The 20,749-nt window shown below is 39.6% G+C and carries 22 protein-coding genes; 14 read left to right on the top strand and 8 right to left on the bottom strand.

Annotated features, from left to right (window positions below; translation table 11 throughout):
• Positions 1-1,061: LacI family DNA-binding transcriptional regulator (locus KK060_RS02635; protein WP_254151887.1), on the bottom strand; the 1,061-nt coding region annotated here is incomplete at its 3' end.
• A gap of 210 nt (positions 1,062-1,271) precedes the next feature.
• Between KK060_RS02635 and KK060_RS02630 the strand changes: the two genes are divergently transcribed.
• The 5 genes from KK060_RS02630 (at position 1,272) to rsmG (ending at position 8,456) form a co-directional block, all read left to right on the top strand.
• Positions 1,272-4,325, top strand: coding sequence for a SusC/RagA family TonB-linked outer membrane protein (locus tag KK060_RS02630; RefSeq protein ID WP_254151886.1), 3,054 nt, complete (start codon positions 1,272-1,274; stop codon positions 4,323-4,325).
• Between the two features lie 19 nt (positions 4,326-4,344).
• Positions 4,345-5,925: a SusD/RagB family nutrient-binding outer membrane lipoprotein gene (locus tag KK060_RS02625; protein WP_254151884.1), complete on the top strand. Its 1,581-nt coding sequence runs from the start codon at positions 4,345-4,347 to the stop codon at positions 5,923-5,925.
• Positions 5,926-6,102: 177 nt separating this feature from the next.
• Positions 6,103-7,227: a glycosyltransferase gene (locus tag KK060_RS02620; protein ID WP_254151882.1), complete on the top strand. Its 1,125-nt coding sequence runs from the start codon at positions 6,103-6,105 to the stop codon at positions 7,225-7,227.
• Positions 7,215-7,823: an RNA polymerase sigma factor gene (locus KK060_RS02615; protein WP_254151881.1), complete on the top strand. Its 609-nt coding sequence runs from the start codon at positions 7,215-7,217 to the stop codon at positions 7,821-7,823. The genes KK060_RS02620 and KK060_RS02615 overlap by 13 nt, the downstream gene beginning before the upstream one ends.
• Positions 7,824-7,826: 3 nt before the next feature.
• Positions 7,827-8,456: a 16S rRNA (guanine(527)-N(7))-methyltransferase RsmG gene (gene rsmG, locus KK060_RS02610; protein ID WP_254151879.1), complete on the top strand. Its 630-nt coding sequence runs from the start codon at positions 7,827-7,829 to the stop codon at positions 8,454-8,456.
• A 10-nt stretch (positions 8,457-8,466) separates the two neighbouring features.
• On the opposite strand, the gene KK060_RS02605 is transcribed toward rsmG, so the two are convergent.
• The 6 genes from KK060_RS02605 to KK060_RS02580 form a co-directional block, all read right to left on the bottom strand.
• Positions 8,467-8,961 (bottom strand): hypothetical protein, encoded by a 495-nt coding sequence (locus KK060_RS02605; protein ID WP_254151877.1) that lies wholly within the window; start codon positions 8,959-8,961, stop codon positions 8,467-8,469.
• Between the two features lie 10 nt (positions 8,962-8,971).
• Positions 8,972-9,640 (bottom strand): lysophospholipid acyltransferase family protein, encoded by a 669-nt coding sequence (locus KK060_RS02600; RefSeq protein WP_254151875.1) that lies wholly within the window; start codon positions 9,638-9,640, stop codon positions 8,972-8,974.
• Positions 9,641-9,721: 81 nt separating this feature from the next.
• Complete coding sequence (gatC, locus tag KK060_RS02595; RefSeq protein ID WP_254151874.1) at positions 9,722-10,009, bottom strand: Asp-tRNA(Asn)/Glu-tRNA(Gln) amidotransferase subunit GatC; 288 nt, start codon at positions 10,007-10,009, stop codon at positions 9,722-9,724.
• Positions 10,006-10,734, bottom strand: coding sequence for a lysophospholipid acyltransferase family protein (locus tag KK060_RS02590; RefSeq protein WP_254151872.1), 729 nt, complete (start codon positions 10,732-10,734; stop codon positions 10,006-10,008). The genes gatC and KK060_RS02590 overlap by 4 nt, the downstream gene beginning before the upstream one ends.
• Before the next feature lie 148 nt (positions 10,735-10,882).
• Positions 10,883-11,380: an acyl-CoA thioesterase gene (locus KK060_RS02585; protein WP_254151870.1), complete on the bottom strand. Its 498-nt coding sequence runs from the start codon at positions 11,378-11,380 to the stop codon at positions 10,883-10,885.
• 102 nt (positions 11,381-11,482) lie between these two features.
• Positions 11,483-12,043 carry an NUDIX domain-containing protein gene (locus tag KK060_RS02580; protein WP_254151869.1) on the bottom strand — a complete coding sequence of 187 codons (561 nt, stop codon included), beginning with the start codon at positions 12,041-12,043 and terminating at the stop codon, positions 11,483-11,485.
• A 147-nt stretch (positions 12,044-12,190) separates the two neighbouring features.
• Between KK060_RS02580 and rnhB the strand changes: the two genes are divergently transcribed.
• The 8 genes from rnhB to KK060_RS02540 all read left to right on the top strand — a co-directional run bounded on the left by rnhB (position 12,191) and on the right by KK060_RS02540 (position 19,023).
• Entirely contained in the window at positions 12,191-12,793 is a 603-nt protein-coding gene (gene rnhB / locus KK060_RS02575; RefSeq protein ID WP_254151867.1) for a ribonuclease HII, read from the top strand.
• Between the two features lie 74 nt (positions 12,794-12,867).
• Positions 12,868-13,635, top strand: a complete 768-nt coding sequence (locus KK060_RS02570; RefSeq protein ID WP_254151865.1) for an NRDE family protein — start codon at positions 12,868-12,870, stop codon at positions 13,633-13,635.
• Positions 13,636-13,644: 9 nt separating this feature from the next.
• Entirely contained in the window at positions 13,645-14,517 is an 873-nt protein-coding gene (locus KK060_RS02565; protein ID WP_254151863.1) for an alpha/beta hydrolase, read from the top strand.
• 108 nt (positions 14,518-14,625) lie between these two features.
• Complete coding sequence (locus KK060_RS02560; protein ID WP_302179989.1) at positions 14,626-15,345, top strand: ABC transporter ATP-binding protein; 720 nt, start codon at positions 14,626-14,628, stop codon at positions 15,343-15,345.
• Between the two features lie 64 nt (positions 15,346-15,409).
• Positions 15,410-15,958 (top strand): cob(I)yrinic acid a,c-diamide adenosyltransferase, encoded by a 549-nt coding sequence (locus KK060_RS02555; RefSeq protein ID WP_254151861.1) that lies wholly within the window; start codon positions 15,410-15,412, stop codon positions 15,956-15,958.
• A gap of 80 nt (positions 15,959-16,038) precedes the next feature.
• Positions 16,039-16,572 (top strand): hypothetical protein, encoded by a 534-nt coding sequence (locus KK060_RS02550; protein ID WP_254151860.1) that lies wholly within the window; start codon positions 16,039-16,041, stop codon positions 16,570-16,572.
• A 162-nt stretch (positions 16,573-16,734) separates the two neighbouring features.
• Positions 16,735-17,833, top strand: a protein-coding gene (prfB, locus tag KK060_RS02545) for a peptide chain release factor 2 (protein ID WP_254151858.1) whose coding sequence is annotated in 2 segments (ribosomal slippage) — positions 16,735-16,794 and positions 16,796-17,833 — 1,098 coding nt in all. Because the reading frame shifts where the segments join, the coding sequence is not laid out codon by codon here.
• The gene (locus KK060_RS02540; RefSeq protein WP_367397455.1) at positions 17,830-19,023 is read left to right on the top strand and encodes an MFS transporter; all 1,194 of its coding nucleotides are present in this window, start codon (positions 17,830-17,832) and stop codon (positions 19,021-19,023) included. Before prfB ends, KK060_RS02540 begins: the two co-directional genes overlap by 4 nt.
• A 113-nt stretch (positions 19,024-19,136) precedes the next feature.
• Here the strand turns inward: KK060_RS02540 and KK060_RS02535 are convergent, their stop codons facing one another.
• Positions 19,137-19,955, bottom strand: coding sequence for a head GIN domain-containing protein (locus KK060_RS02535; RefSeq protein WP_254151855.1), 819 nt, complete (start codon positions 19,953-19,955; stop codon positions 19,137-19,139).
• Positions 19,956-20,064: 109 nt separating this feature from the next.
• Here KK060_RS02535 and KK060_RS02530 point away from each other — a divergent pair, with 109 nt between their 5' ends.
• Positions 20,065-20,682 carry an IMPACT family protein gene (locus tag KK060_RS02530; RefSeq protein ID WP_254151853.1) on the top strand — a complete coding sequence of 206 codons (618 nt, stop codon included), beginning with the start codon at positions 20,065-20,067 and terminating at the stop codon, positions 20,680-20,682.
• The last annotated feature ends 67 nt before the right edge of the window (positions 20,683-20,749 follow it).

Here is a 20,749-nt window from a genome sequence, read left to right as displayed (position 1 = left end):
GAATTAAGATAGGAGTCTAGGTTTTCCTTAGAAATAATTTCAAGTGGTAACAGCTCTTGCTGAGGGGCATCTTTTTTAAGAATCAAATGGCCGACGAGGTGACTTATGCCAAGGAAAGCCTGGCGCTTTGGATTCTGATTAATGAGGAAATCAACTACTCCCTTTTTCATGAACCGGATATTCTCCTGAAGCATGTCATATCCCACAAGCTTAACGTTTGTTTGGTTTAACTTCTCAAGAATAGAAGCGATCACATACGTTCCTTTTGATGTAGTAACGAAAATGCCTTTTATTTCCTTTTGAGATAGATACTCCTCCAGCTGTCGTTCTAAATTTGAAGCATCATTAAGATTAAGCGTATTTATCTCAAATTGATGATCCGTTCTTTTATCAAAATACTCTCTGAAGCCTCTCTCTTTTTCCGCCAAATGGACTGAGTTTCCAAGGTCTTCGTTAATGTGAAGGACCGTCAGCACGCCCGACTTATTCTCCTGCGCGAAATACATAAGCTCCGCTCCTACTCTGCCGCTCTGGTAAAGGTTCTGCCCGATAAAGCTGATCGCTTCCGCCTCAGGAATGTTCGTATTGAAAAGTACGTAGGGTATCTCGTTTGTTTTATACACCTCGAAAAAAGGCAAGGCTTCGTGATAGAAAATAGGCGCTATCAAAATACCATCAGGTTGTGCTTCGCTAACAGATTCAGCTATTTGCTTAAAAGAGCTTTTATCATAAAGGTTGAAAAAATAAGGCTCTACTTTTACACCATAACGCAGCCATTCAGCTTCTGCCAGACTAATTCCTGATTTTGAAGAAGCCCAATATGGATCCTGATCTGGATTAGGAATAAGCGCGGCTATTTTATATGTCTTATTCGAACCAAGGGTTCTGGCAATCAGATTTGGTTTGTAGTCTATCTGTTCAAGTACGCTGAGCACCTTTTTTAATGCCTCCTCAGATACGCGGCCCCGATTATGCAAAACTCGGTCAACCGTGCCCACAGAAACACCAGCCAATTGGGCTATATCCTTTATCCTGATGTTCTTAGTATTCATTTGTAACATAAAAAAAACGTTTTTCTGGAACAGACAATCGCGTGCGAAAACGATGATTGCGTGCGTTATCGCACACAAATCTAATGTGTGCGCACACAAAAGCAAATAATTCTTTTGATTTTTCATCCATACTAGTAGATTTACCTAAGAGTTGGGATCTCTTCAGTATAAAATTCTGGGAGATACAGCTTCGATCCATTAAACTAAACCAAAACAAGAATGAAAAAATGTTTACTTCAACTCCTGGTCTTGCTACTTGCAAGTGCCCCGGTGTTCGCGCAAACCACCGTCTCGGGCAGAGTTACTAACAGCGCCGATGGCCAAGCCCTACCGGGTGTTTCTGTGCTCGTTAAAGGCACGGCAAACGGCACAACAACCGACACTGAAGGCAGATACAGCATCAGCACCGACCCCACTGCCACACTTGTGTTTTCATTTATCGGATTTTCAACTCAGGAAATAGCTGTTGGAAGCAGGACAACTGTTGATGTCACGCTGGAAGAAGATGTCACTAGATTAAACGAAGTTGTAGTAACAGCTTTAGGAATTGAAAGGGATACAAAATCTCTTGGATATTCAGTATCGAACGTAAAGGGAGAGGAATTTACAAAGGCTAGGGAAATCAATGTTGCTAATGCCTTAGTAGGAAAAATCGCCGGTGTTAATAGTACAGCACCTTCAACGGGAGCAGGAGGATCATCTCGAGTTACGATTCGGGGAAATTCCTCATTGGGAGGAAACAATCAGCCGTTATATGTGGTAAACGGCATCCAAATGAATAATGATAATTTAGGTAATGCTAGCGAATGGGGAGGGTCAGACTCGGGAGATGGAATTTCGAGTATCAATCCTGATGACATTGAGAATATTACAGTACTAAAGGGAGGAGCTGCTGCAGCGTTATATGGTCAACGCGGAAGAAACGGCGTAATTCTTATCACTACAAAATCAGGAAAGAGAGGTCAGGGGCTTGGAATTGAATTCAACAGCAATACCACAATCGAGAAAATTAACAATTTCACTGACTTTCAATCTGTCTATGGCCAAGGGGTTCAAGGCATTAAACCAAGTGATGTAGGATCTGCCCGAAATAGTGGCCTATCATCATGGGGACCACGATTAGATGGTTCAGATTTCGTGGCTTTTGATGGAAACACAAGGCCTTATACTTATCGCTCAAAAGATAATCTTGATAAATTCTATGAAACTGGTCACACTTATACTAATACGCTGGCAATTTCTGGTGGAAATGACTTTGGCGCATTTAGGCTTTCAATTGGCCGTTTAGCTAATACTTCTGTATATCCTAATTCTGAATACAACAGAACTACAGGTAACCTTGACATGAACTATAAATTGTCCTCTAAATGGTCAGGAGCAGCAAACTTTAACTATACAAAAGAAGATGGCAATCGCTCTAATCTTAGCGACGCACCGGGAAATGGAAATTATGCAATACTTTTTCTGCCGCCAAACTTTGACGCTTCATGGTTAGCTCCTGGGTACGATCCGATAACAAAGGAGGAAACGCAATATTCTTCTAACGCTTTTGACACGAACCCTTACTTTGCTGCAAATCGCTTTAGAAACAACACAAATAAAGATCGTCTCTTAAGCGTTGCCAGTATAAGGTTTGCTCCGGTTGATTGGCTTTATATACAAGCACGTATAGCGAACGACTACTTTTCTTTCAGAAGGCAATCCATTACTCCTACAGGAACCGCTTATAGACCGGTAGGAAGTATTGATGCCCTTCAGACAACCAACTTCAATGAAATGAATGCAGATATTCTCATTGGCATGAGCAAGGATATAACTCCTGCTTTTTCTTTAAGCGCCTCCATAGGAGGAAATTTACTGAAGCAATCATCTGATGTGGTCTCTGTTGATGCAAGAGATCTTGCATTTCCATTTATCTATAATCCATCTACCGCAGCCAGCAGAAATGCTAACCTTAGCCAACCAAGAAGAGAAGTACAATCAATATATGCTTCTGCAGAAATGGGTTACAAGAATATGCTATTCTTAACCCTAACTGACAGGAATGACTGGTCTAGCACACTTCCTCTAAATAACAATTCTTATAATTATCCATCTGCGGCAGCTTCTTTTGTCTTTACTGAAGCAGTTACAGTACCCACTATGGATTTTGGAAAACTTCGCGTAGGTGTTTCAAGGGTAGGTGGTGACGCAGATCCATTCCAAACGTTGGCGTACTACAGTACACTAGGTTCTATTAATGGCCGACCGATAGGCAATTTTAGTAACTTAACTACAAATGGCCCTAGCCCTAACGTAATACCTAACGCCAATATTGAACCTCTTCAAGTCGAGGAAATAGAAATAGGAGCTGAACTAAAGTTTTTTGAAAATAGACTATTTGTCGATGCTGCTTGGTACAACAAGCAAACATTGAATGATATTGTTCAAGCCTCCGTTTCTCAAACCTCTGGTTATGATTTTGCAGTAGCAAACATCGGTAAGATCGAAAATAAAGGTTTTGAATTCCTCGTAGGAGGCTCACCAGTTAGGTCGTCAAAGTTCACATGGACTACTACTTTTAATTATTCAAATAACAAGAATAAAGTAATAAGTCTTGCTGAAGGTCAAAAAGCTATGTCTGTTGCGCAAGCAAGAACTCAAAGAGGATTTATTAATCATATAGTTGGCGAACCGTTTTCTCAGGTGATGGCATTTGACTATGCAAGAAATGATGATGGAAGCCTGACACTTGATGAAAGTGGACTGCCTACAGCATCAGGGACACTTACAGCAATGGGAACAGGTGTTCATCCAATCACTGGTGGATGGAGTAACGACTTTACTTTCGGTAATTTTAACCTGAATTTTCTTATCGACTTTAAATCAGGTGCCGTAATATATTCGGGAACCAACGCAAGAGCATATAGTTACGGCTTACATAAGGAAACACTTAAAGGACGAGAAGAAGGAATTAGTGTTGGAGGCGAAACAAACACTGCTCAAAATTACTATACAAGACTTGCAGATATTTCTACACTTCATGTATACGATGCCGACTTTATCAAGTTCCGCTCAATAAGCATTACTTATAATATACCTGCTAAATTTTTTAACGGAGTAGTCAAAGATCTAAGTATTTCACTTGTAGGTCGGAATCTATTCTATATAAAGAAAAATACGCCAAATATTGATCCTGAGTCAAACTATACTAACTCTAACGCCCAAGGTCTTGAGTATGGCGGCTTACCAACGGTGAAAACTTATGGTATTAACATCAATGCAAAATTCTAAGCGTTAAAAAAATTCAATTATGAAATTTAAAAATATCTATATTCTTATTATCTCATTCATGCTCCTGGTTTTTTCAGGATGTACCGATGGATTTGAGGACCTAAATACAGATAAAAACAATGCTAGCGAAGATGCTACAAATCCTGTATATCAATTGACACGTGCTCAGCTTGAATATTCCGGGAATAGTGACTTTAGTTTTGAAGTTTGGCGCGTTAACATCATTTACGCCGGTATGATGATGCAACATCTGGCTAGCACCAGCTGGTACTCGGGTGATAAGTATCAACAAAATAATGCTTTCTCAAGCGCGTATTTTGACGTTGCTTATAACGACCAGGTAAAGTATGTTGTTGACCTTATTGAACTAACCAAGGACAAACCTCAGTACGCCAATCTTTATCAGATCGGAAGGATCATGCGTGTAATGATTTTCCATAGAATTACTGATATCTATGGCGATGTACCTTATTCTGAAGCCGGGCTGGGTTATATAGGAAGGAAGTTCACTCCTTCGTATGATACGCAGGAATTTATTTATTTAAACATGCTTGAGGAGTTAGAGCAAGCTGCTGCCGCCCTTGACCTTAATGGTGATAGACCCGGTCTTAACGATCTTATCTACGGCGCTAAACCAGATGTTATTTCAAAATGGAAAAAATTAGCGTATTCACTTATGCTTAGATTGTCGATGCGTCTTACTAAAGTTAAAGAAGATATTGCAAAACAATATGCTGAAAAGGCTTTTGCTGGTGGTGTATTCACCTCCAATGAAGACAATGCCTATATAGTTCACGATGCAACAGGAGGTAGAAATACGGTAAATCGGAATTCAAACATCTTAGGGGGAGAATGGAATGCAACTGACTTTGGTGTAACTGACCCAACAAAATATAAAAATGAAGTCTTTTTAAGTAAAACCTTTATTGATTACCTAAAAAATAATAACGATCCTAGGTTGCAATATACTGCTGTAATTAAAAAAACAGGAAGTAGCAATCCTGCAGATCAAGTTGGTCTTCCTAACGGATTAGACACAAATAAAGGGGATACAGATGTTACTTCTGATCCTAATTACCCTGGCGACCTTGCCGGTTATTCTACAATCAGAGGCGACGTATTTCTTAGCTTAACAGGACCTACCTTCTTTATTACTTATGCACAAACTGAACTTCTCCTAGCTGAAGCTAAACAAAGAGGTTTTGCAGTTGGAGCCGAAAGTGCTGAACAACACTACAACAACGGAGTACGTGCAGCTATGGAACAATACGCACAGTATAACTCTGTGGCTACAATACCAGCATTAACCATACAAAATTACCTTACGGCACATCCATATAATGGAAGTTATGAACAAATCAATACACAGTATTGGGTTGCATCCTTTATGGACTGGTATGAAACTTGGGCCAATTGGCGTAGAAGTGGATTTCCCGCTTTAGTGCCAGTTAACTATACAGGCAATGCCACAAATGGACAAATTCCAAGAAGAATGCTATACCCTGCAACTGAGGCGTCTGTGAATGCAGAAAATTACTCAAGAGCATTAGACCGACAGGGCGCTAATAATTTTATGACAAGAGTATGGTGGGATCAGTAAGTCTCACATAATCAAGTTTATTTGGAAGGAGGGTTTTACAATCCCTCCTTTTTTATGTTATGAAATCATTCCAACTGCATTAGTTTGTATTATTTCTAAAAAGACATAAGCCATGTTTGATTTTTATCTTCTAGAACCAAAAATCTTCTTTTATCATTACTCCTATAACTTATCTTTGTGCTCTCTAAACGCACAATTCCCTTGCTTATCCCCGTCATTGCACTATCAGCTGTAGTTTTCATTCAACTGGTTTACTTTATAATCTTCTTGGTTGCTTTTAGCAAAAAGCGACAGGTAAAACCATCCGGCAATTTTCCTGTGTCCATAATAGTATGCGCACACGATGAAGAGGAGAATCTGCGCGAACTAGTACCCCTGCTCCTGAACCAAAACTATCCTGAGTTTGAAGTAATTATTGTCAATGATCGCTCTAACGATGATACTTATGATTTCCTGCTTGAGGAAACACGCAATCACCCTAAGGTGAAAATGGTGAACGTGAAAGCCACTCCCGAACATGTTAATAGTAAGAAATACGCTATTACCCTTGGTATACGCGCCGCTACGCATGAATGGATCCTTCTCACTGATGCAGATTGCCGCCCTCAAAACGAAAACTGGATAAATGCAGTAAGCACCAATTTTGAAGATAACAAGCAGTTCGTTCTTGGCTTTTCACCCTATATAGCAAAGCCAGGCTTTCTGAATATGTTTATAAGGTTCGAATCCATTATTACAGCGTTACAATACCTTTCTTTTGCATGGATGAAAAATCCTTACATGGGCGTCGGAAGAAACCTTGCCTATAGAAAGTCGCTTTTCCTTGAGAAAAAAGGCTTTAACAATATGCTACATGTCATGGGAGGAGATGATGACCTCTTTGTAAATGAACATGCCAACGGAAAAAATACTGCTGTAGCGGTTAGTGCAGACGCAATAGTTCATTCAGTAGCTAAAACCACTTGGAGGTCCTTTTTCAGACAGAAAATCAGACATTTAAAGGTTGGTAAGCGTTATAAATTCGGCCATAAATTTCTACTGGGGATATTTAAATTTACTTGGCTGCTAACGTGGGCGGTAGGATTGCCACTAATGTTCCTGTATGAATATTATTATTTCATTATTATTGCGTTTGTGATCCGTTGGTCTATTATGGCATGGAGTACAAAAGCCCTACTTAAAAAAACCGGTCTTTTATTCAGCCTCTGGATGATTCCTATTTTGGACTTTGTATATCCTATTTATTATATTTCAGCTGGTCTTGCCGCATTATTCACTAAAAGGGTTCAATGGAAGAATTAAAAAAGGATTTTTCAGACAAAGCCATTGAGGATTTTGCCCTTATAGACCTTGCCGTACAAGGAGACGATGCAGCCTATGCTAAATTGCTACAACGCTATAAAAAGGCTGTCTATCATATGATCCTTAAAATGGTACGAAATATAGACGACGCAGAAGACCTCACGATTGAATCGTTTGCAAAAGCTTTCAAAAGTCTTCATCGCTTTAAAAAAGACTTTACCTTCAGTACCTGGTTGTTCAGAATAGCAACCAATAACACGATCGACTTCATCCGTAAGAAAAAACTGAATACACTTAGCATTGAGAATACTTTTACTGATGATGACGGTCAATCTGTTTCTATAGACGTGGAAGACGAAAATCTCGATCCACAGGAAGAAACAATCAGAGCTCAAAAGGCTGAGCTCATGCAGCTCTTTGTTGACAAGCTTCCCTCAAAATATCAAAAGCTTGTAAGACTCCGCTATTTTCACGAGTTGTCTTATGAAGAAATAGCTGAAGAGTTAGATGCGCCACTGGGTACTGTAAAAGCACAACTTCATCGTGCTCGCGAATTGATGTTTGAAATGGTGAAAAACAAAAGAGACCTTATATAATCTGTGCATTCAGCTGATCTTGTATTTTCTTACTTCCCCAACCTGTCGATTCAACAGCAGGAGCAATTCAAAAAGCTATTTGCGCTTTACAGCGAATGGAACGACAAAATTAACGTTATCTCAAGGAAAGACATTGAGAACCTTTATATAAACCACGTTCTACATTCTCTCGGGATTGCAAAAGTAATGGCATTTAAACCGGGTGCTCATGTTCTTGATGTAGGTACAGGCGGTGGATTTCCAGGTATCCCGTTAGCAATACTTTTTCCTGAAACAAAATTCCACCTGGTTGATTCTATTGGCAAGAAGATAACGGTTGTAAAGAATGTTGCAGAGGGAATTAATCTGAAAAATGTACACGCAGAACAAATCCGCGCAGAACAAGTTAAAGGCGAATATGACTTTATTGTAAGCAGAGCTGTTACCCGAATAAAAGAGTTTTATCAATGGATTCATCAAAAAGTAAAAAAGAAATCCGTTCATGATCTAGACAATGGTATTCTTTACCTTAAAGGCGGTGATCTCGAAGAGGAGTTAAACGAACTAAAGAAGCCTTATCAACTGTTTGACCTGCCTCAATATTTTAAGGAAGAATTTTTTGAGACGAAGAAGGTAGTCTATGTACCCTTATAGTAAGTTATTCTTACTCCACCTCAGAAACAATAGCCTGCTCATTTTCCAACAAGCTCCTCTCCTTAACTGAAAGATTAAGATCATTTGCTATCGTTACCCTTGTTGGCTTCAGAATCAAGAAGAGGATAAATATTAATATGCTGCCACCAATAAAGTATAACTGCATAGTAATATAGCCTGCAATAGCAGCCAAAAACCCAGGAAGCTGCAACAATACCGAACGTGTTAACACTGCTCTTGCATACATCGGCATCTTCTTGGTAAGAACAAAATTTTTGCTTATCCGCTTCACCATCATTCTGAAAATAGAGTAAGCAATAACGAGGCTTATGATAAGTACGAGCGGAATAACTGTACCCCACATCTGTGTATCAGTTCCGGAGTTTGTACTTCTGGAAATCAAAAAAGCGACTACAAGAGAAAAGAAGAGAACAGAACACGCCTGAAGATAGTACGTGAGGTTAAGCGTAAGAAAGAATTGCTTTGCCGTTACAGATCTCTTCATATCAGATTAATTATGCATTCTTTATATATAACTCTTTCATTTTAGCGAAAGTCTTTTCTTTCAGATCCTTTACCTCATTAGTGCTTAGCCCTTCCGTTGGTATCTCATCCCCTACATATATTCTTATTAGGCCTGGCCGCAAATTAATTGTACCGGGAGGCATAAGTCGCCCTGCTCCTATTACCACCATCGGAAGAATAGGTCGTTGCGTATCTACTGCTATTCTGAAAGCACCATCATGAAATGGCTGCAAGATTTCTTTCGTTCTATTTTGTGTCCCTTCCGCAAAAATCAATATTGAAATGCCTTGCCTTAGAAGCTGCTTAAGTCTATCAATACTCTTCTTCCTGCTTTCAGGACTCGACCTATCCACTATAATTGTTGCAGCCTGTGCTATCCAACCAAAAATAGGAATCTTTAAAAGCTCCTTTTTCGCGAGTGGCCTGAATTGACCAGGGATTATCATACGTATGCCAGGAAGATCAAGAAACGACGTATGATTGCTTACATAGATATAAGCTTTACCCTTCTTAAAATTCTCACGACCGTAGAATTTGTATCGTATAAAAGTCAGTTGGCTAAACACCCAACTCCATAGATAGAGAAAGAAGTATCCTACCACACCGAACCTGGAACCAAAGAAAAATGGCAACACAATACCAGGCAGAAATATGATCATGAATACCGTGAATACGATACCTACCCAAATGATATAAATCCAATGAAAAAATTTACTAACGAGCTTCAAAGCGAATTACAGTTATTCCAAAACTTTAGGGACCCGAAAATAGTCCTGATCTTTTTTAGGGGCGTTTTTCAGTGCTTCCTTGTGAGGGAGGTGTTCATTTACTTCGTCTTCACGAAGCATATTTACCTCATGTGACATTGTTGTTAATGGTTGAATACCCGTTGTATCTACCTCTTTTAATTTCTCAACCCAATCTACAATTGCAGTCATATCCTGCATCATCTTCTCTGCATCCTTCTCTTCAAACTCCAAACGGGCAAGATGTGCAATCTTATCTAATAATTGACGATCAATTTTCATTTGTTCAAATGTCGTGTTAACTCTTCTTGAAGAACAGATCTTACATATTCCTTGTATTCATCAATAGTATCAAGCGTGTACTTTGATGGATCTATCGGCCTATGAAAAATCACCTTCATTGGCTTCCAGTTCAGTAAGAACTCATTGGGCGGCAAAATTATCCAATTATACGGAATGGTAACAGGCACAATTGGAATTTGTTTTTCTATTGAAACTCTGAACGGACCATCCTTAAACTTACCCATCACCGGTTCTTTCTCCGTCACTATTCCTCCTTCGGGAAAAACCACAAGGCTCTTTCCCTCATCCAAAGCCTCCTTTGTTTTCACTAAGGTTGTGTACCGGCTTTTTAGTTTTGTTCTGTCAACGGTAATATGAAGTTTACTATACATGTACCCAAACACCGGCACCTTGTTAATCTCACTCTTTCCAACAAAGATGGTGTTATGATGATTTAATCCCATTGAAGGGATATCTATGTAGGAGAAATGATTGGGACAAAATATGTACTGTTTCTTTCCGTCCAGCTTGCTCTCATAAACGACTTTATAAGGTAATGCAATGAAGAAGAAAAGCAAACGTGCCCACCACCTGTTAAATATACCCGTTAGTTTATAAGTAGATGAAAAAAAAATGGGAATAAGTAACAGAAAAAAGAAAATCAGGAATAAGAGAAAGAATACTAGTACGCCGTATGATGTATAAAGAAATCGCAGGACTTTCATTAGTCCAATATAGTTTAATTATTTGTCGATACTTGGTAGAACCTGCAATGTTGTTCGCTTTAATTTATGTCTTTTAACTCTAATAGCACCGTTAAAGTCATAAGTCCCAACTTAAGCAAAGGCAAATTGAATATACATGTGTTATTTTTTAATAATCAATGATGCATCTTTCATTTTTGAGGACCACGTGAGCCGCATCAACTTCTATCTGAGATCTTGCATCATCCATTTGTGCCTTAACTTGCTGTTTAATCTCCTTCATTCTCATCGCCTCAATAAATCTTCTTACATCTTCCTTATTTTGCAAGATTAACGGAGGAACTTCTGTTGGCTTATCATCTTCTCCCTTTGCCACCATAGTAAAGTAAGATGAATTTGTATGTTTAATTGTTCCTGATTTTACATTCTGGGCTTCAACGCGTATACCTACAATTAAGGAAGTGCGTCCAACATAATTTACTGATGCGTGCATTGATACAAGCTCCCCTACTTCAACGGGTTGAAGAAATTCAACTTTATCAACAGAAACTGTAACACAATATGTACCGGAATGTTTGCTGGAACAGGCATATGCTACTTTGTCCATCAATGAGAGCAGAATACCGCCGTGTATTTTACCTCCAAAGTTTGCATACGAGGGAATCATCAATTCGGTAATCGTAGTTTGGGAATACCTGACAGGCCGTGGGGACAAAGACATAGTTATTTCTTGAAAGTTAGGATTTTTAAATAACTTTATCAACGCTGACTATAAGCCCTTCATTCTCGCTACCATCAACATTCCCATTACACTCATGCTATCTGTAATTTTCCCATTCAAAACCATCTGAAGTGCATCTTTAAACGGCAGCTTCCATACTTTTAAATCCGCTTCGGTTTCTTCAAGATTACTTTCACCTGCTTCAATATCTTCTGCAAGAAAAACAAAGCCTTCCTCATCTGTTACAGAATTGGAAGTATGCAAACGGATTATCTGTTTCCAACGCCTTGCTTTTAAACCAGTTTCTTCAAGCAACTCGCGTTGCGCAGCTTCCAAGGGAGTTTGATCCAGAGGACCTCCTCCTTCAGGAATCTCCCAATGCCACTCATTCAGCGTATATCGAAATTGTCCGACCAGCCAGGTATTTAAATCTTTATCAAGGGGAATAACACCAATAGCCCTGTTTTTAAAGTGGACTTTACCATAAATTCCTTCTCCACCGCCAGGGTTAATAACCTGGTATTCAGTAACGGTTATCCATTTATTATCATATTTCTCTTCGCCTGAAAGTGTTGTCCATGGATTTTTAATTTTTTCCGGGTTTTGCATGTCTTTAACAATTGATACTTATGTTACTGAAACTGAATTGGCTACAAGTAACAAAGTTTTTTACATCAAAAAATCTTTCGGCAACGAAAAGAATTTCTGTTTTTGAGTCGTTTCTTTTCATTTATTTTTACACTCCTCTTAAATGGTATGCTGCGGTCATCGTTTACAAAACACTTAATTGAAGCAGGTTGTGATGAAGTAGGACGAGGTTGTCTTGCCGGGCCTGTTGTTGCCGCAGCTGTTGTATTTCCCAAAAAATACAAGCACAAGAAACTCAACGATTCAAAACAACTTACGCGCGAGGAGCGGGAAGTCCTGAAACTTGACATTGAACGTGATGCGCTTGCATGGGCTGTTGCAGAAGTTGACCATGAAGAAATTGATCGAATCAATATTCTAAATGCATCTTTTAAGGCAATGCACTTGGCGCTTGAAAAACTTTCTATTGAGCCTGAACTCATCCTCGTTGATGGAAACCGCTTTAAGCCTTTTCGGGATGTAAAACATGAATGCGTAATTAAAGGTGATGGCAAATATCTCTCAATCGCCGCTGCTTCCATTCTTGCTAAAACATATCGCGACCAATTAATGTCAAATTTAGCCAAACAATTTACAGGTTATGGATGGGAAACCAACGTTGGCTATGCCACCTTACAGCATCGCGAGGGCATTAAACTATTAGGCATTACACCTTATCATCGCAGATCATTTACTCTTTTTCCAGAACAATTGGACTTATTCGAGCGATAGGTTTATTTTATATCCTATTGAAATTGTATTCCTCAACAGAATACTGTTACATTTCGCCCTTCTAACACACCACCATGTGCCTTATTTTTCTTGCTATTAAAAATCATCCTGAGTATAAGTTGGTAGTTGCCGCAAACCGCGATGAGTTTTACCAGAGAAAGACTGCTCCCGCTGATTATTGGGTTGATCATCCTTCCATTCTTGGTGGACGAGATCTTGAAGCTGGAGGAACATGGCTGGCATTAAATCGCTATGGAAAGATAAGTATGGTAACCAATTACCGTGATCCTAAGAACATTAATCCAAAAGCTCCTTCACGGGGTCATCTTGTATCGGATTTTCTTGAGCAAAAGAATATAGATGCATCTCGATACATGAAAGATGTTTCAACGAGGGGGAAACAATATAACGGGTTTAACCTAATCACTGGCACCGTTGATGATTTATGGTACTACTCTAATTATGGCTATGGCGTACAACATCTCTCAGATGGAATTTTTGGACTAAGTAATCATCTGTTAGATACACCGTGGCCGAAAGTTGTTAAGGGAAAACAAAAATTCACATCTGCTCTTGAAAAGGAGCTTTCTCCTGAAAAATTATTTAATCTTCTTTATGACGATGTACTCGCCGTTGATACTGAATTACCTGATACAGGAGTAGGACTTGAAAGGGAACGTGCGCTGTCTTCTATGTTTATAAAAAGTCCTGGCTACGGAACCAAATGCTCAACTGTAATTCTGGTTGATCAAAATAACAATGTGCAATTTCAGGAACGGGTTTACGACACCACTACTTTCACCTTCTCAGTTAAAAAATTCACATTTACAATTGAATCGTAATATACCATTGTGAAACTGAAGAAAAACAAAACGCCGTGGCCTTTAAGGTTTGTCAGGTGGACTTTCCCTAAGCTGGAAGTAGTTGCTCCATTCCTTGCACATCGCTATTTCATCAAAATATTTTTTAGCCCTGTACGATACCCTGTTCCTGAGAAAGAGAAGGAGATTCAAAAGCAGAGCACTAGATTTACCATTAGTGTCAACAATAAAAAAATAGAATGTTACTGCTGGGGCAGCGGCCCTCTTATTTATGTCGTACACGGTTGGGCAGGAAGAGCGTCTCAGTTTATTAAGATAATTCAAGCTCTGGTAGATGAAGGGTATAAAGTTGTTGGTTTTGATGGTCCTGCCCATGGAAACTCAGAAGGGAAATCAACTGACATCATTGAATTTGAAAGTGTATTAAAAATTCTCCATGACCAGGTTGGAGCTCCTGAAGCAATTATCGCACACTCATTTGGTGGTGGCGTTGTTTTTTATGCTGCTATGAACGGATTAAAAGTTAAATGTTTTATTAACATAGCCAGCCCAAGTATAGGTGATAGAATTCTTGAGATATACTCCAGAATAATTGGAGGATCAGCAAAAACAGTTGCCTTCTTTAAAAACTACATTAAACAGAAAACCGGAAAAACATTTGATGAGTTTACTTCTGGTTATTTCATCAAACATATTAAACAAGACTTTAGCTTACTGCTTGTATACGATGAAGACGACCAGGAGGTGGATATAGAGAATGCTTATTATTTAATGAAGCATTATCCAAGTGCTGTTCTATACAAAACAAAAGGGCTAGGCCATGTTCGAATCCTTAAAGATGAGTCGGTAATCAATCGATGTGTAACTTTTATCAGGGAAAGTCGTCTTAACTCCAGAAATTAAGCAATTCAAAGATTTTATGGAATCTTTGTAATTAAATGGTTCAAATACCGACAGATATTACTGCCAATTCAAAAAGGTTAATACCGAGTTATTCTCAATAATTCCAGCATGAAAATCATTGAAACAAAAGAAATTTCGAAGGTTTATAAGATGGGTAACCAGATTGTTAATGCATTACAATCTATTTCCATTTCAATTGACAGAGGAGAATATGTCGCTTTTATGGGACCATCCGGATCCGGAAAATCAACTTTAATGAATATAGTTGGTTGCCTGGATACACCTACCAGCGGTACGTATATGCTCAACAATAAGCTGGTGAGTGAGATGACTGAAAACGAGTTGGCAGAAACAAGGAATAAAGAAATTGGCTTCGTATTTCAAACGTTCAACCTCCTCCCCCGCGCCTCTGCTTTGGATAACGTAGCACTTCCATTAATCTATGCCGGCTATAGCAAAAGCGAGCGCGATGAAATGGCAATGCAAGCCCTGGAAAACGTGGGCTTAGCTTCGCGTTCACATCACCGTCCTAATGAGTTATCAGGTGGTCAGCGCCAACGTGTGGCAATTGCCCGCGCTCTTGTCAATAATCCTTCTATTATACTTGCCGATGAACCTACCGGCAACCTTGATACAAAAACCTCTTATGATATCATGAATCTATTCCAGAAGCTTCATGATGAAGGTAATACGATTATCATGGTTACGCACGAAGATGATATTGCGCACTACGCGCACCGTATTATTCGCTTACGTGATGGGCTGATAGAGTGGGATCGTAAGAACGATAATGTCACCCGAAGCACACCTGTTGCAGTAAATCATTAAGTTTAAGGCGAAATTGTCTAACGACAATGGTATTATTAATACCAGCCTTTAAACGTTGATTTACATGAAGATTTACACAAAAACGGGCGATCAGGGCTTAACATCTCTTTTTGGTGGCAAACGTGTCTCAAAAGCTGATCTCAGAATAGATACTTATGGCACTATCGATGAATTAAATTCATGGATTGGTGTGTTGCGCGACCAGTCGGTAAATGAAACAAGAAAAGACATTTTAATTGAAATTCAGGATCGGCTATTTACCATCGGATCTATTCTGGCTACTGAACCAGGAAATACGAAAGTAAAAATCCCCCATTTATCAGAAGAAGACATTATCAACCTCGAGAAGCAAATTGATGCAGTTGATGCAGAACTTGAGCCCATGCGTTTTTTTGTTCTTCCCGGTGGTCATCAATCCGTTTCTTTCGGCCATGTAGCTCGAACTGTTTGCCGGCGTGCAGAACGATTAACCATTGCCCTTCACCAGCATGAGCCAGTAGACCTACAAGTAATAAAATACCTCAACAGATTGTCTGATTACCTTTTTATGCTTTGCCGAGAAATGACTGCTGAATTAAAAGTTGAAGAAACTCCCTGGAAACCCAGAATGTAGGGACACCATTTCACATACTGATTTTACCGATAATGAAGTTCTCATTTTTTCGTTTCTTTAGCAATTATAATTTCAATTTCGTGAAAACACTTCTTTTGGTCTTGCTAGCTCTACCGCTAGGATTTTCAGCCTACGGCCAGAAACAGTTAGTATTGTTAAGGAAGCAGGATGTGATCCTTCGGCTCTACCCCGGAGATGAAATTGTATTTAGGGTAAAGGGCAGCAAAATAAAGAGAACCAGTTATGTCAATAATCTTTCTGATACATCTGTGGTAACTCACCGGGATACCATTCCATTTCATCGTATTGAAAAATTGTATTTTAAACAAACGAGAAGGTATAATATAATCGGCGGTGCCTTGGTATTTGGTGGTGCTGCCTTATTCCTGATCGACCAACTAAACTACACCGTAATACAGGGAAATGATGCTTCTATTGACAGCGGTGTTTCAGCTGCAAGCTTAAGTGCCATTGCAGTAGGGTTGCCGATGCTGTTAATCAGGAAGAAATCACAAAAGATAAACTATAAATACAGGCTTAGAATGGTGCAAAAAGGCTCTATTTTCTATCAGCCGGATACGAGAGGTTATATCTCTCCCTATATTGACAACTGATGTCAATTGCTTGCTTACTAGTTTATGGCTCTTTACTACATCGTAGCCACTTTAACAGCAGTATTGAATCTGTACTTGCCAGCCTGCTGGCCTGTAAAAAAATACTGAAGTCATTTGATTACAATTCGATTATATTTGCAAGAAATTTAACAAAACCGACCAATGACAACAGATCAGTTGAAAGACTTGAAGGCTCGTGTGAGCGCCTTAAGGAGGTATCTTTGACTACGATCGTAAAAGCGTAGAAGTAAGAGACGAAGAGCTAATAACTCAACAAGCCGATTTCTGGAATAATCCTAAACAAGCCGAAACCATTCTTAAAAACATCCGCTCCAAAAAGGTTTGGACAGACGCTTATGAAAAAGTAAGCAAAATGCTGGACGACCTCGAGGTGCTAAATGAATTTCATGAAGCAGGAGATGTAGATGAAAACGAACTCGATCGCGAGTACGAAAAAACCTCAAAGGCGATTGAAGAACTCGAGTTCAAGAAGATGCTTAGCAAGGAAGAAGATCAGCTGAGTGCTGTAATCGAAATCAATCCCGGTGCAGGTGGAACTGAAAGTCAGGATTGGGCTGATATGCTCAACCGTATGTACATCATGTGGGGCGAGAAGAGTGGTTATAAAGTAACACAGGTTGACTATCAGGCAGGTGATGTTGCTGGTATTAAATCTGCTACACTTGAGCTTGATGGCCCATTTGCATATGGCAAACTAAAATCTGAGATAGGTGTACACCGACTTGTTCGGGTATCGCCTTTCGACTCCAATGGAAGACGTCATACCTCCTTTGCTTCTGTGTTTGTCTACCCTGTTGTTGATGATACCATTAACATTGAGATCAACCCTGCCGATATAGAGATACAAACTTCAAGGTCAGGGGGAGCTGGTGGACAGAACGTAAACAAAGTTGAAACGAAAGTTCAGCTTACGCATAAGCCTACCGGTATTGTAATTGTATGCCAGGTAGAACGTTCTCAGCATGCCAACAGAGAAAAGGCTATGCAAATGTTAAAGTCACGCCTCTATCAGCTCGAAATGGAGAAGCGCAATGCAGAACGTGATAAAATAGAAGCTGGCAAAATGAAGATTGATTTTGGTTCCCAAATAAGAAACTACGTATTACATCCTTACAAGCTTGTTAAAGATGCCCGCACGGCTGTAGAAAGAACAGATGCACAAAATGTTCTTGATGGGGATCTTGATGATTTTATCAAGGCATTTCTACTGGGAGCGCAGGAGCAAACACAAGAAGCTTGAGCGCGTTAAATACGAGCGAAAGAACTTACAGGAGAGAATTCTGGCTGTTATGCCTGAGTTCTCTTCTCTTTTTTGGGAGCTTTAACATGATCGTTCCTGAACTACCATCGTATCTTACACACCTTGGTGGCGCCGAATACAAAGGACTTATCATTTCTTTGTTTACTGTTACAGCGATGCTCTCACGCCCCTTTAGTGGTAAGCTAGCTGATAGGATAGGACGCAAGCCGGTGATCATAGCAGGTTCAGCAGTCTGCTTACTCTGCAGCCTCGTCTATCCCATCCTAAGTTCAGTGGGTGCATTCTTTTTATTACGTTTACTCCATGGTTTCTCTACCGGTTTTACACCTACAGGGCAGAGTGCCTATTTATCAGATGTTATTCCTGCAAAGAGACGAGGTGAAGCAATGGGTTTGCTTGGTACAGCCGGAACATTAGGATCAGCAAGCGGGCCTGCTATTGGCGGAGTAATTGCTAATAATTTCGGGTTGGATTGGATGTTCTACTGCTCATCATTGTTTGCCCTTATAGCCATAACGATTGTTGTTAACTTAAAAGAGACTGCAACGGAGAAGACGCGGTTCAGATTAGGACTACTGAAAATAAAAAGACATGATTTGTTTGAACCTCGGGTACTTATGCCATGTCTTATTATGGCATTGTGCGCTTATGCATATGGTGCTGCTTTTACGCTACTCCCTGATTTTGGAGAACATGTTGGCATTCGTAATAAGGGATTATTGTTTACTTGCTTGACCATTGCTTCTCTTACCGTAAGATTAATTGGAGGCAAAGCTTCCGATCATTATGGACGCGCCAATGTTCTGAAAGTATCGTCTTTTATTATAGCCGCAGGCATGCTTGTCATCGCCTTCGCAGCGACGCCACTACAATTAATATCAGGTGTCTTTCTATATGGATTAGGCCAGGGTATTACGTCACCAACACTACTTGCATGGTCTACTGATTTAAGTGATACGAACCACAAAGGCCGCGGGATTGCTTCTCTTTATATTTTCATGGAATTTGGAATAGGTATTGGTGCCTTTGCTTCCGGTTTAATTTACAGTAACCAAACAGGTAATCTTCCTGTGGTGTTCATCATCTGCAGCTCCCTTTCGTTAGTGGCTTTTCTGTACGTCCTTATAAAACCTGCGACATCGAAGCACAAGGAACTGGTAAAACCATAAGTTATTACATTGGAGAAGTACATCAAAAAGAAGAGCTGTGTAAAAGTCCTTCATTCTTACAAAACGAAGTAAAACTTTACACAGCCCTCAATGGTTTATCACTAACGTTTAAATCATAGTTTTCTAACCTTTCCGCTTCCTGATGCGTTGCTGTTTATTTTGCTCGGGTTGCCTCGATAAGCAACACTTCCACTTCCTGAAATTGAAGCATCAAGTTCATCTTTAACGCTTATTTCAACATCTCCTGACCCTGATATCTTTACAACACAACGTTTTACTTCCAAATCTGCAGCAAGAACTTTTCCTGATCCGCTGATACTTGTCTTTACACTTTCCGCAGAACCACTAGCTTGTATTTTTCCTGAACCCGAAACAGCAAACTCAGCTCGTTCACTAATTGCTGAGGCAAGAACAACTTTACCTGACCCACTTACCGAACTCTCAAAACTTCTGCATTTACCCTTAAGATCTATATCTCCTGATCCTGACACATCGGCTTCTACTTCTCCCTTTGCATCAATATCAAGTTGCAGAGAACCAGAACCGCTTACCTTTAAGTCAAAATCATTTCCAGTAATTTTTCCTTGACCTATCACATCTCCAGATCCGCCTACACTTACACCTTCAATAGTAGGAATAGTTATATAAACAGTAATCTTATCATCGCTCCCAAATTTCCAATCCGACCACTTGCCTTCCTTACCAATTATTAGCTTATTATCTTCTACTTTTGTTTCCACTTCTTTTAACACATCGTTCTCACCTTCAAGCTCTACCTTCTGCGAACTGCCTTGTTTCAGATAAAGTTTACCCGGAAAACGAAATGCTACTTTTGTAAAGCTGGCAACACTCCTCGTTTCACGGTTTTGTGCGAAAACTGAAGTTGTAAGCCCCACCAAGGCCACAAGAATTATAAGTGTATATTTTTTCATATAGGAATTAATGATTGATTTTATAAGAAGACAGTAGATGCGATTAAAGGTTGCATCACCTGAACGCATTTCTTTTATTTGACGCAAAATCAAGCTATTTCGTTACAAAATGCCGGTCTTTTCTTATTTAACTATTCAAGCACCTGCTCAAGGCATCTATAAAGAAAAGGGCAGCAAATTTTTGTCATTTGCTTATCCGGTAAAAACAGAAGAAGACATAAAGGAAAAACTACTGGCTTTAAGGAAAGAATACTTTGATGCACGGCATCACTGCTATGCCTGGATATTAGGACCAGAAAAGAAACTCTTTCGCGCATCTGATGATGGGGAGCCCAACCATTCAGCGGGAGACCCTATTCTAGGGCAGATCCGCTCAAAAAACCTCACGGATGTATTGATTGTAGTTGTCCGTTATTTTGGTGGCGTTAAACTTGGCGTAGGAAGATTAGTTACTGCCTACAAAACGGCTGCTGAAGATGCAATTGCTAGTGCCATTATTATCGAGAACCAGGTAACCGTACAATTGAACATTCAATACTCTTACGAAGCTACGCCGGATGTAATGCGTCTGGTTAAAGAATTTGATCTTACAATCATGAACCAGGAGTATAATAATGAATGTTTACTTTCTTTCACAATAAACCTTTCTAATAAAGAACCATTTCTCGACAAAGTAAAGCTTATGCGAGCTATGGGCACCAACGTCCAGGTGCTGACGATCGATTAAATAATTGCAAATTATAGGTATTGCGGAGATGAGGCCTTGTTGGTTCTGAATGGCTGGCTTGTGGCAT

It is taken from the genome of Chryseosolibacter indicum (assembly GCF_018598585.1).
In the GTDB taxonomy this organism is placed as follows: domain Bacteria; phylum Bacteroidota; class Bacteroidia; order Cytophagales; family Cyclobacteriaceae; genus Chryseosolibacter; species Chryseosolibacter indicus.
The sequence above is the reverse complement of the archived record's forward strand: the minus strand, read 5'-3'. Positions and strand labels throughout refer to the sequence as shown.

What these genes read in the sequence shown, in the direction of transcription:
- KK060_RS02630 (WP_254151886.1), top strand. Translation starts at nt 1,272, where the DNA reads ATGAAAAAATGTTTACTTCAACTCCTGGTCTTGCTACTTGCAAGTGCC.
- KK060_RS02625 (WP_254151884.1), top strand. Translation starts at nt 4,345, where the DNA reads ATGAAATTTAAAAATATCTATATTCTTATTATCTCATTCATGCTCCTG.
- KK060_RS02615 (WP_254151881.1), top strand. Translation starts at nt 7,215, where the DNA reads ATGGAAGAATTAAAAAAGGATTTTTCAGACAAAGCCATTGAGGATTTT.
- KK060_RS02605 (WP_254151877.1), bottom strand. Translation starts at nt 8,961, where the DNA reads ATGAAGAGATCTGTAACGGCAAAGCAATTCTTTCTTACGCTTAACCTC.
- KK060_RS02600 (WP_254151875.1), bottom strand. Translation starts at nt 9,640, where the DNA reads ATGATCATATTTCTGCCTGGTATTGTGTTGCCATTTTTCTTTGGTTCC.
- gatC (WP_254151874.1), bottom strand. Translation starts at nt 10,009, where the DNA reads ATGAAAATTGATCGTCAATTATTAGATAAGATTGCACATCTTGCCCGT.
- KK060_RS02590 (WP_254151872.1), bottom strand. Translation starts at nt 10,734, where the DNA reads ATGAAAGTCCTGCGATTTCTTTATACATCATACGGCGTACTAGTATTC.
- KK060_RS02585 (WP_254151870.1), bottom strand. Translation starts at nt 11,380, where the DNA reads ATGATTCCCTCGTATGCAAACTTTGGAGGTAAAATACACGGCGGTATT.
- KK060_RS02580 (WP_254151869.1), bottom strand. Translation starts at nt 12,043, where the DNA reads ATGCAAAACCCGGAAAAAATTAAAAATCCATGGACAACACTTTCAGGC.
- rnhB (WP_254151867.1), top strand. Translation starts at nt 12,191, where the DNA reads ATGCTGCGGTCATCGTTTACAAAACACTTAATTGAAGCAGGTTGTGAT.
- KK060_RS02570 (WP_254151865.1), top strand. Translation starts at nt 12,868, where the DNA reads ATGTGCCTTATTTTTCTTGCTATTAAAAATCATCCTGAGTATAAGTTG.
- KK060_RS02560 (WP_302179989.1), top strand. Translation starts at nt 14,626, where the DNA reads ATGAAAATCATTGAAACAAAAGAAATTTCGAAGGTTTATAAGATGGGT.
- KK060_RS02555 (WP_254151861.1), top strand. Translation starts at nt 15,410, where the DNA reads ATGAAGATTTACACAAAAACGGGCGATCAGGGCTTAACATCTCTTTTT.
- KK060_RS02535 (WP_254151855.1), bottom strand. Translation starts at nt 19,955, where the DNA reads ATGAAAAAATATACACTTATAATTCTTGTGGCCTTGGTGGGGCTTACA.
- KK060_RS02530 (WP_254151853.1), top strand. Translation starts at nt 20,065, where the DNA reads ATGCCGGTCTTTTCTTATTTAACTATTCAAGCACCTGCTCAAGGCATC.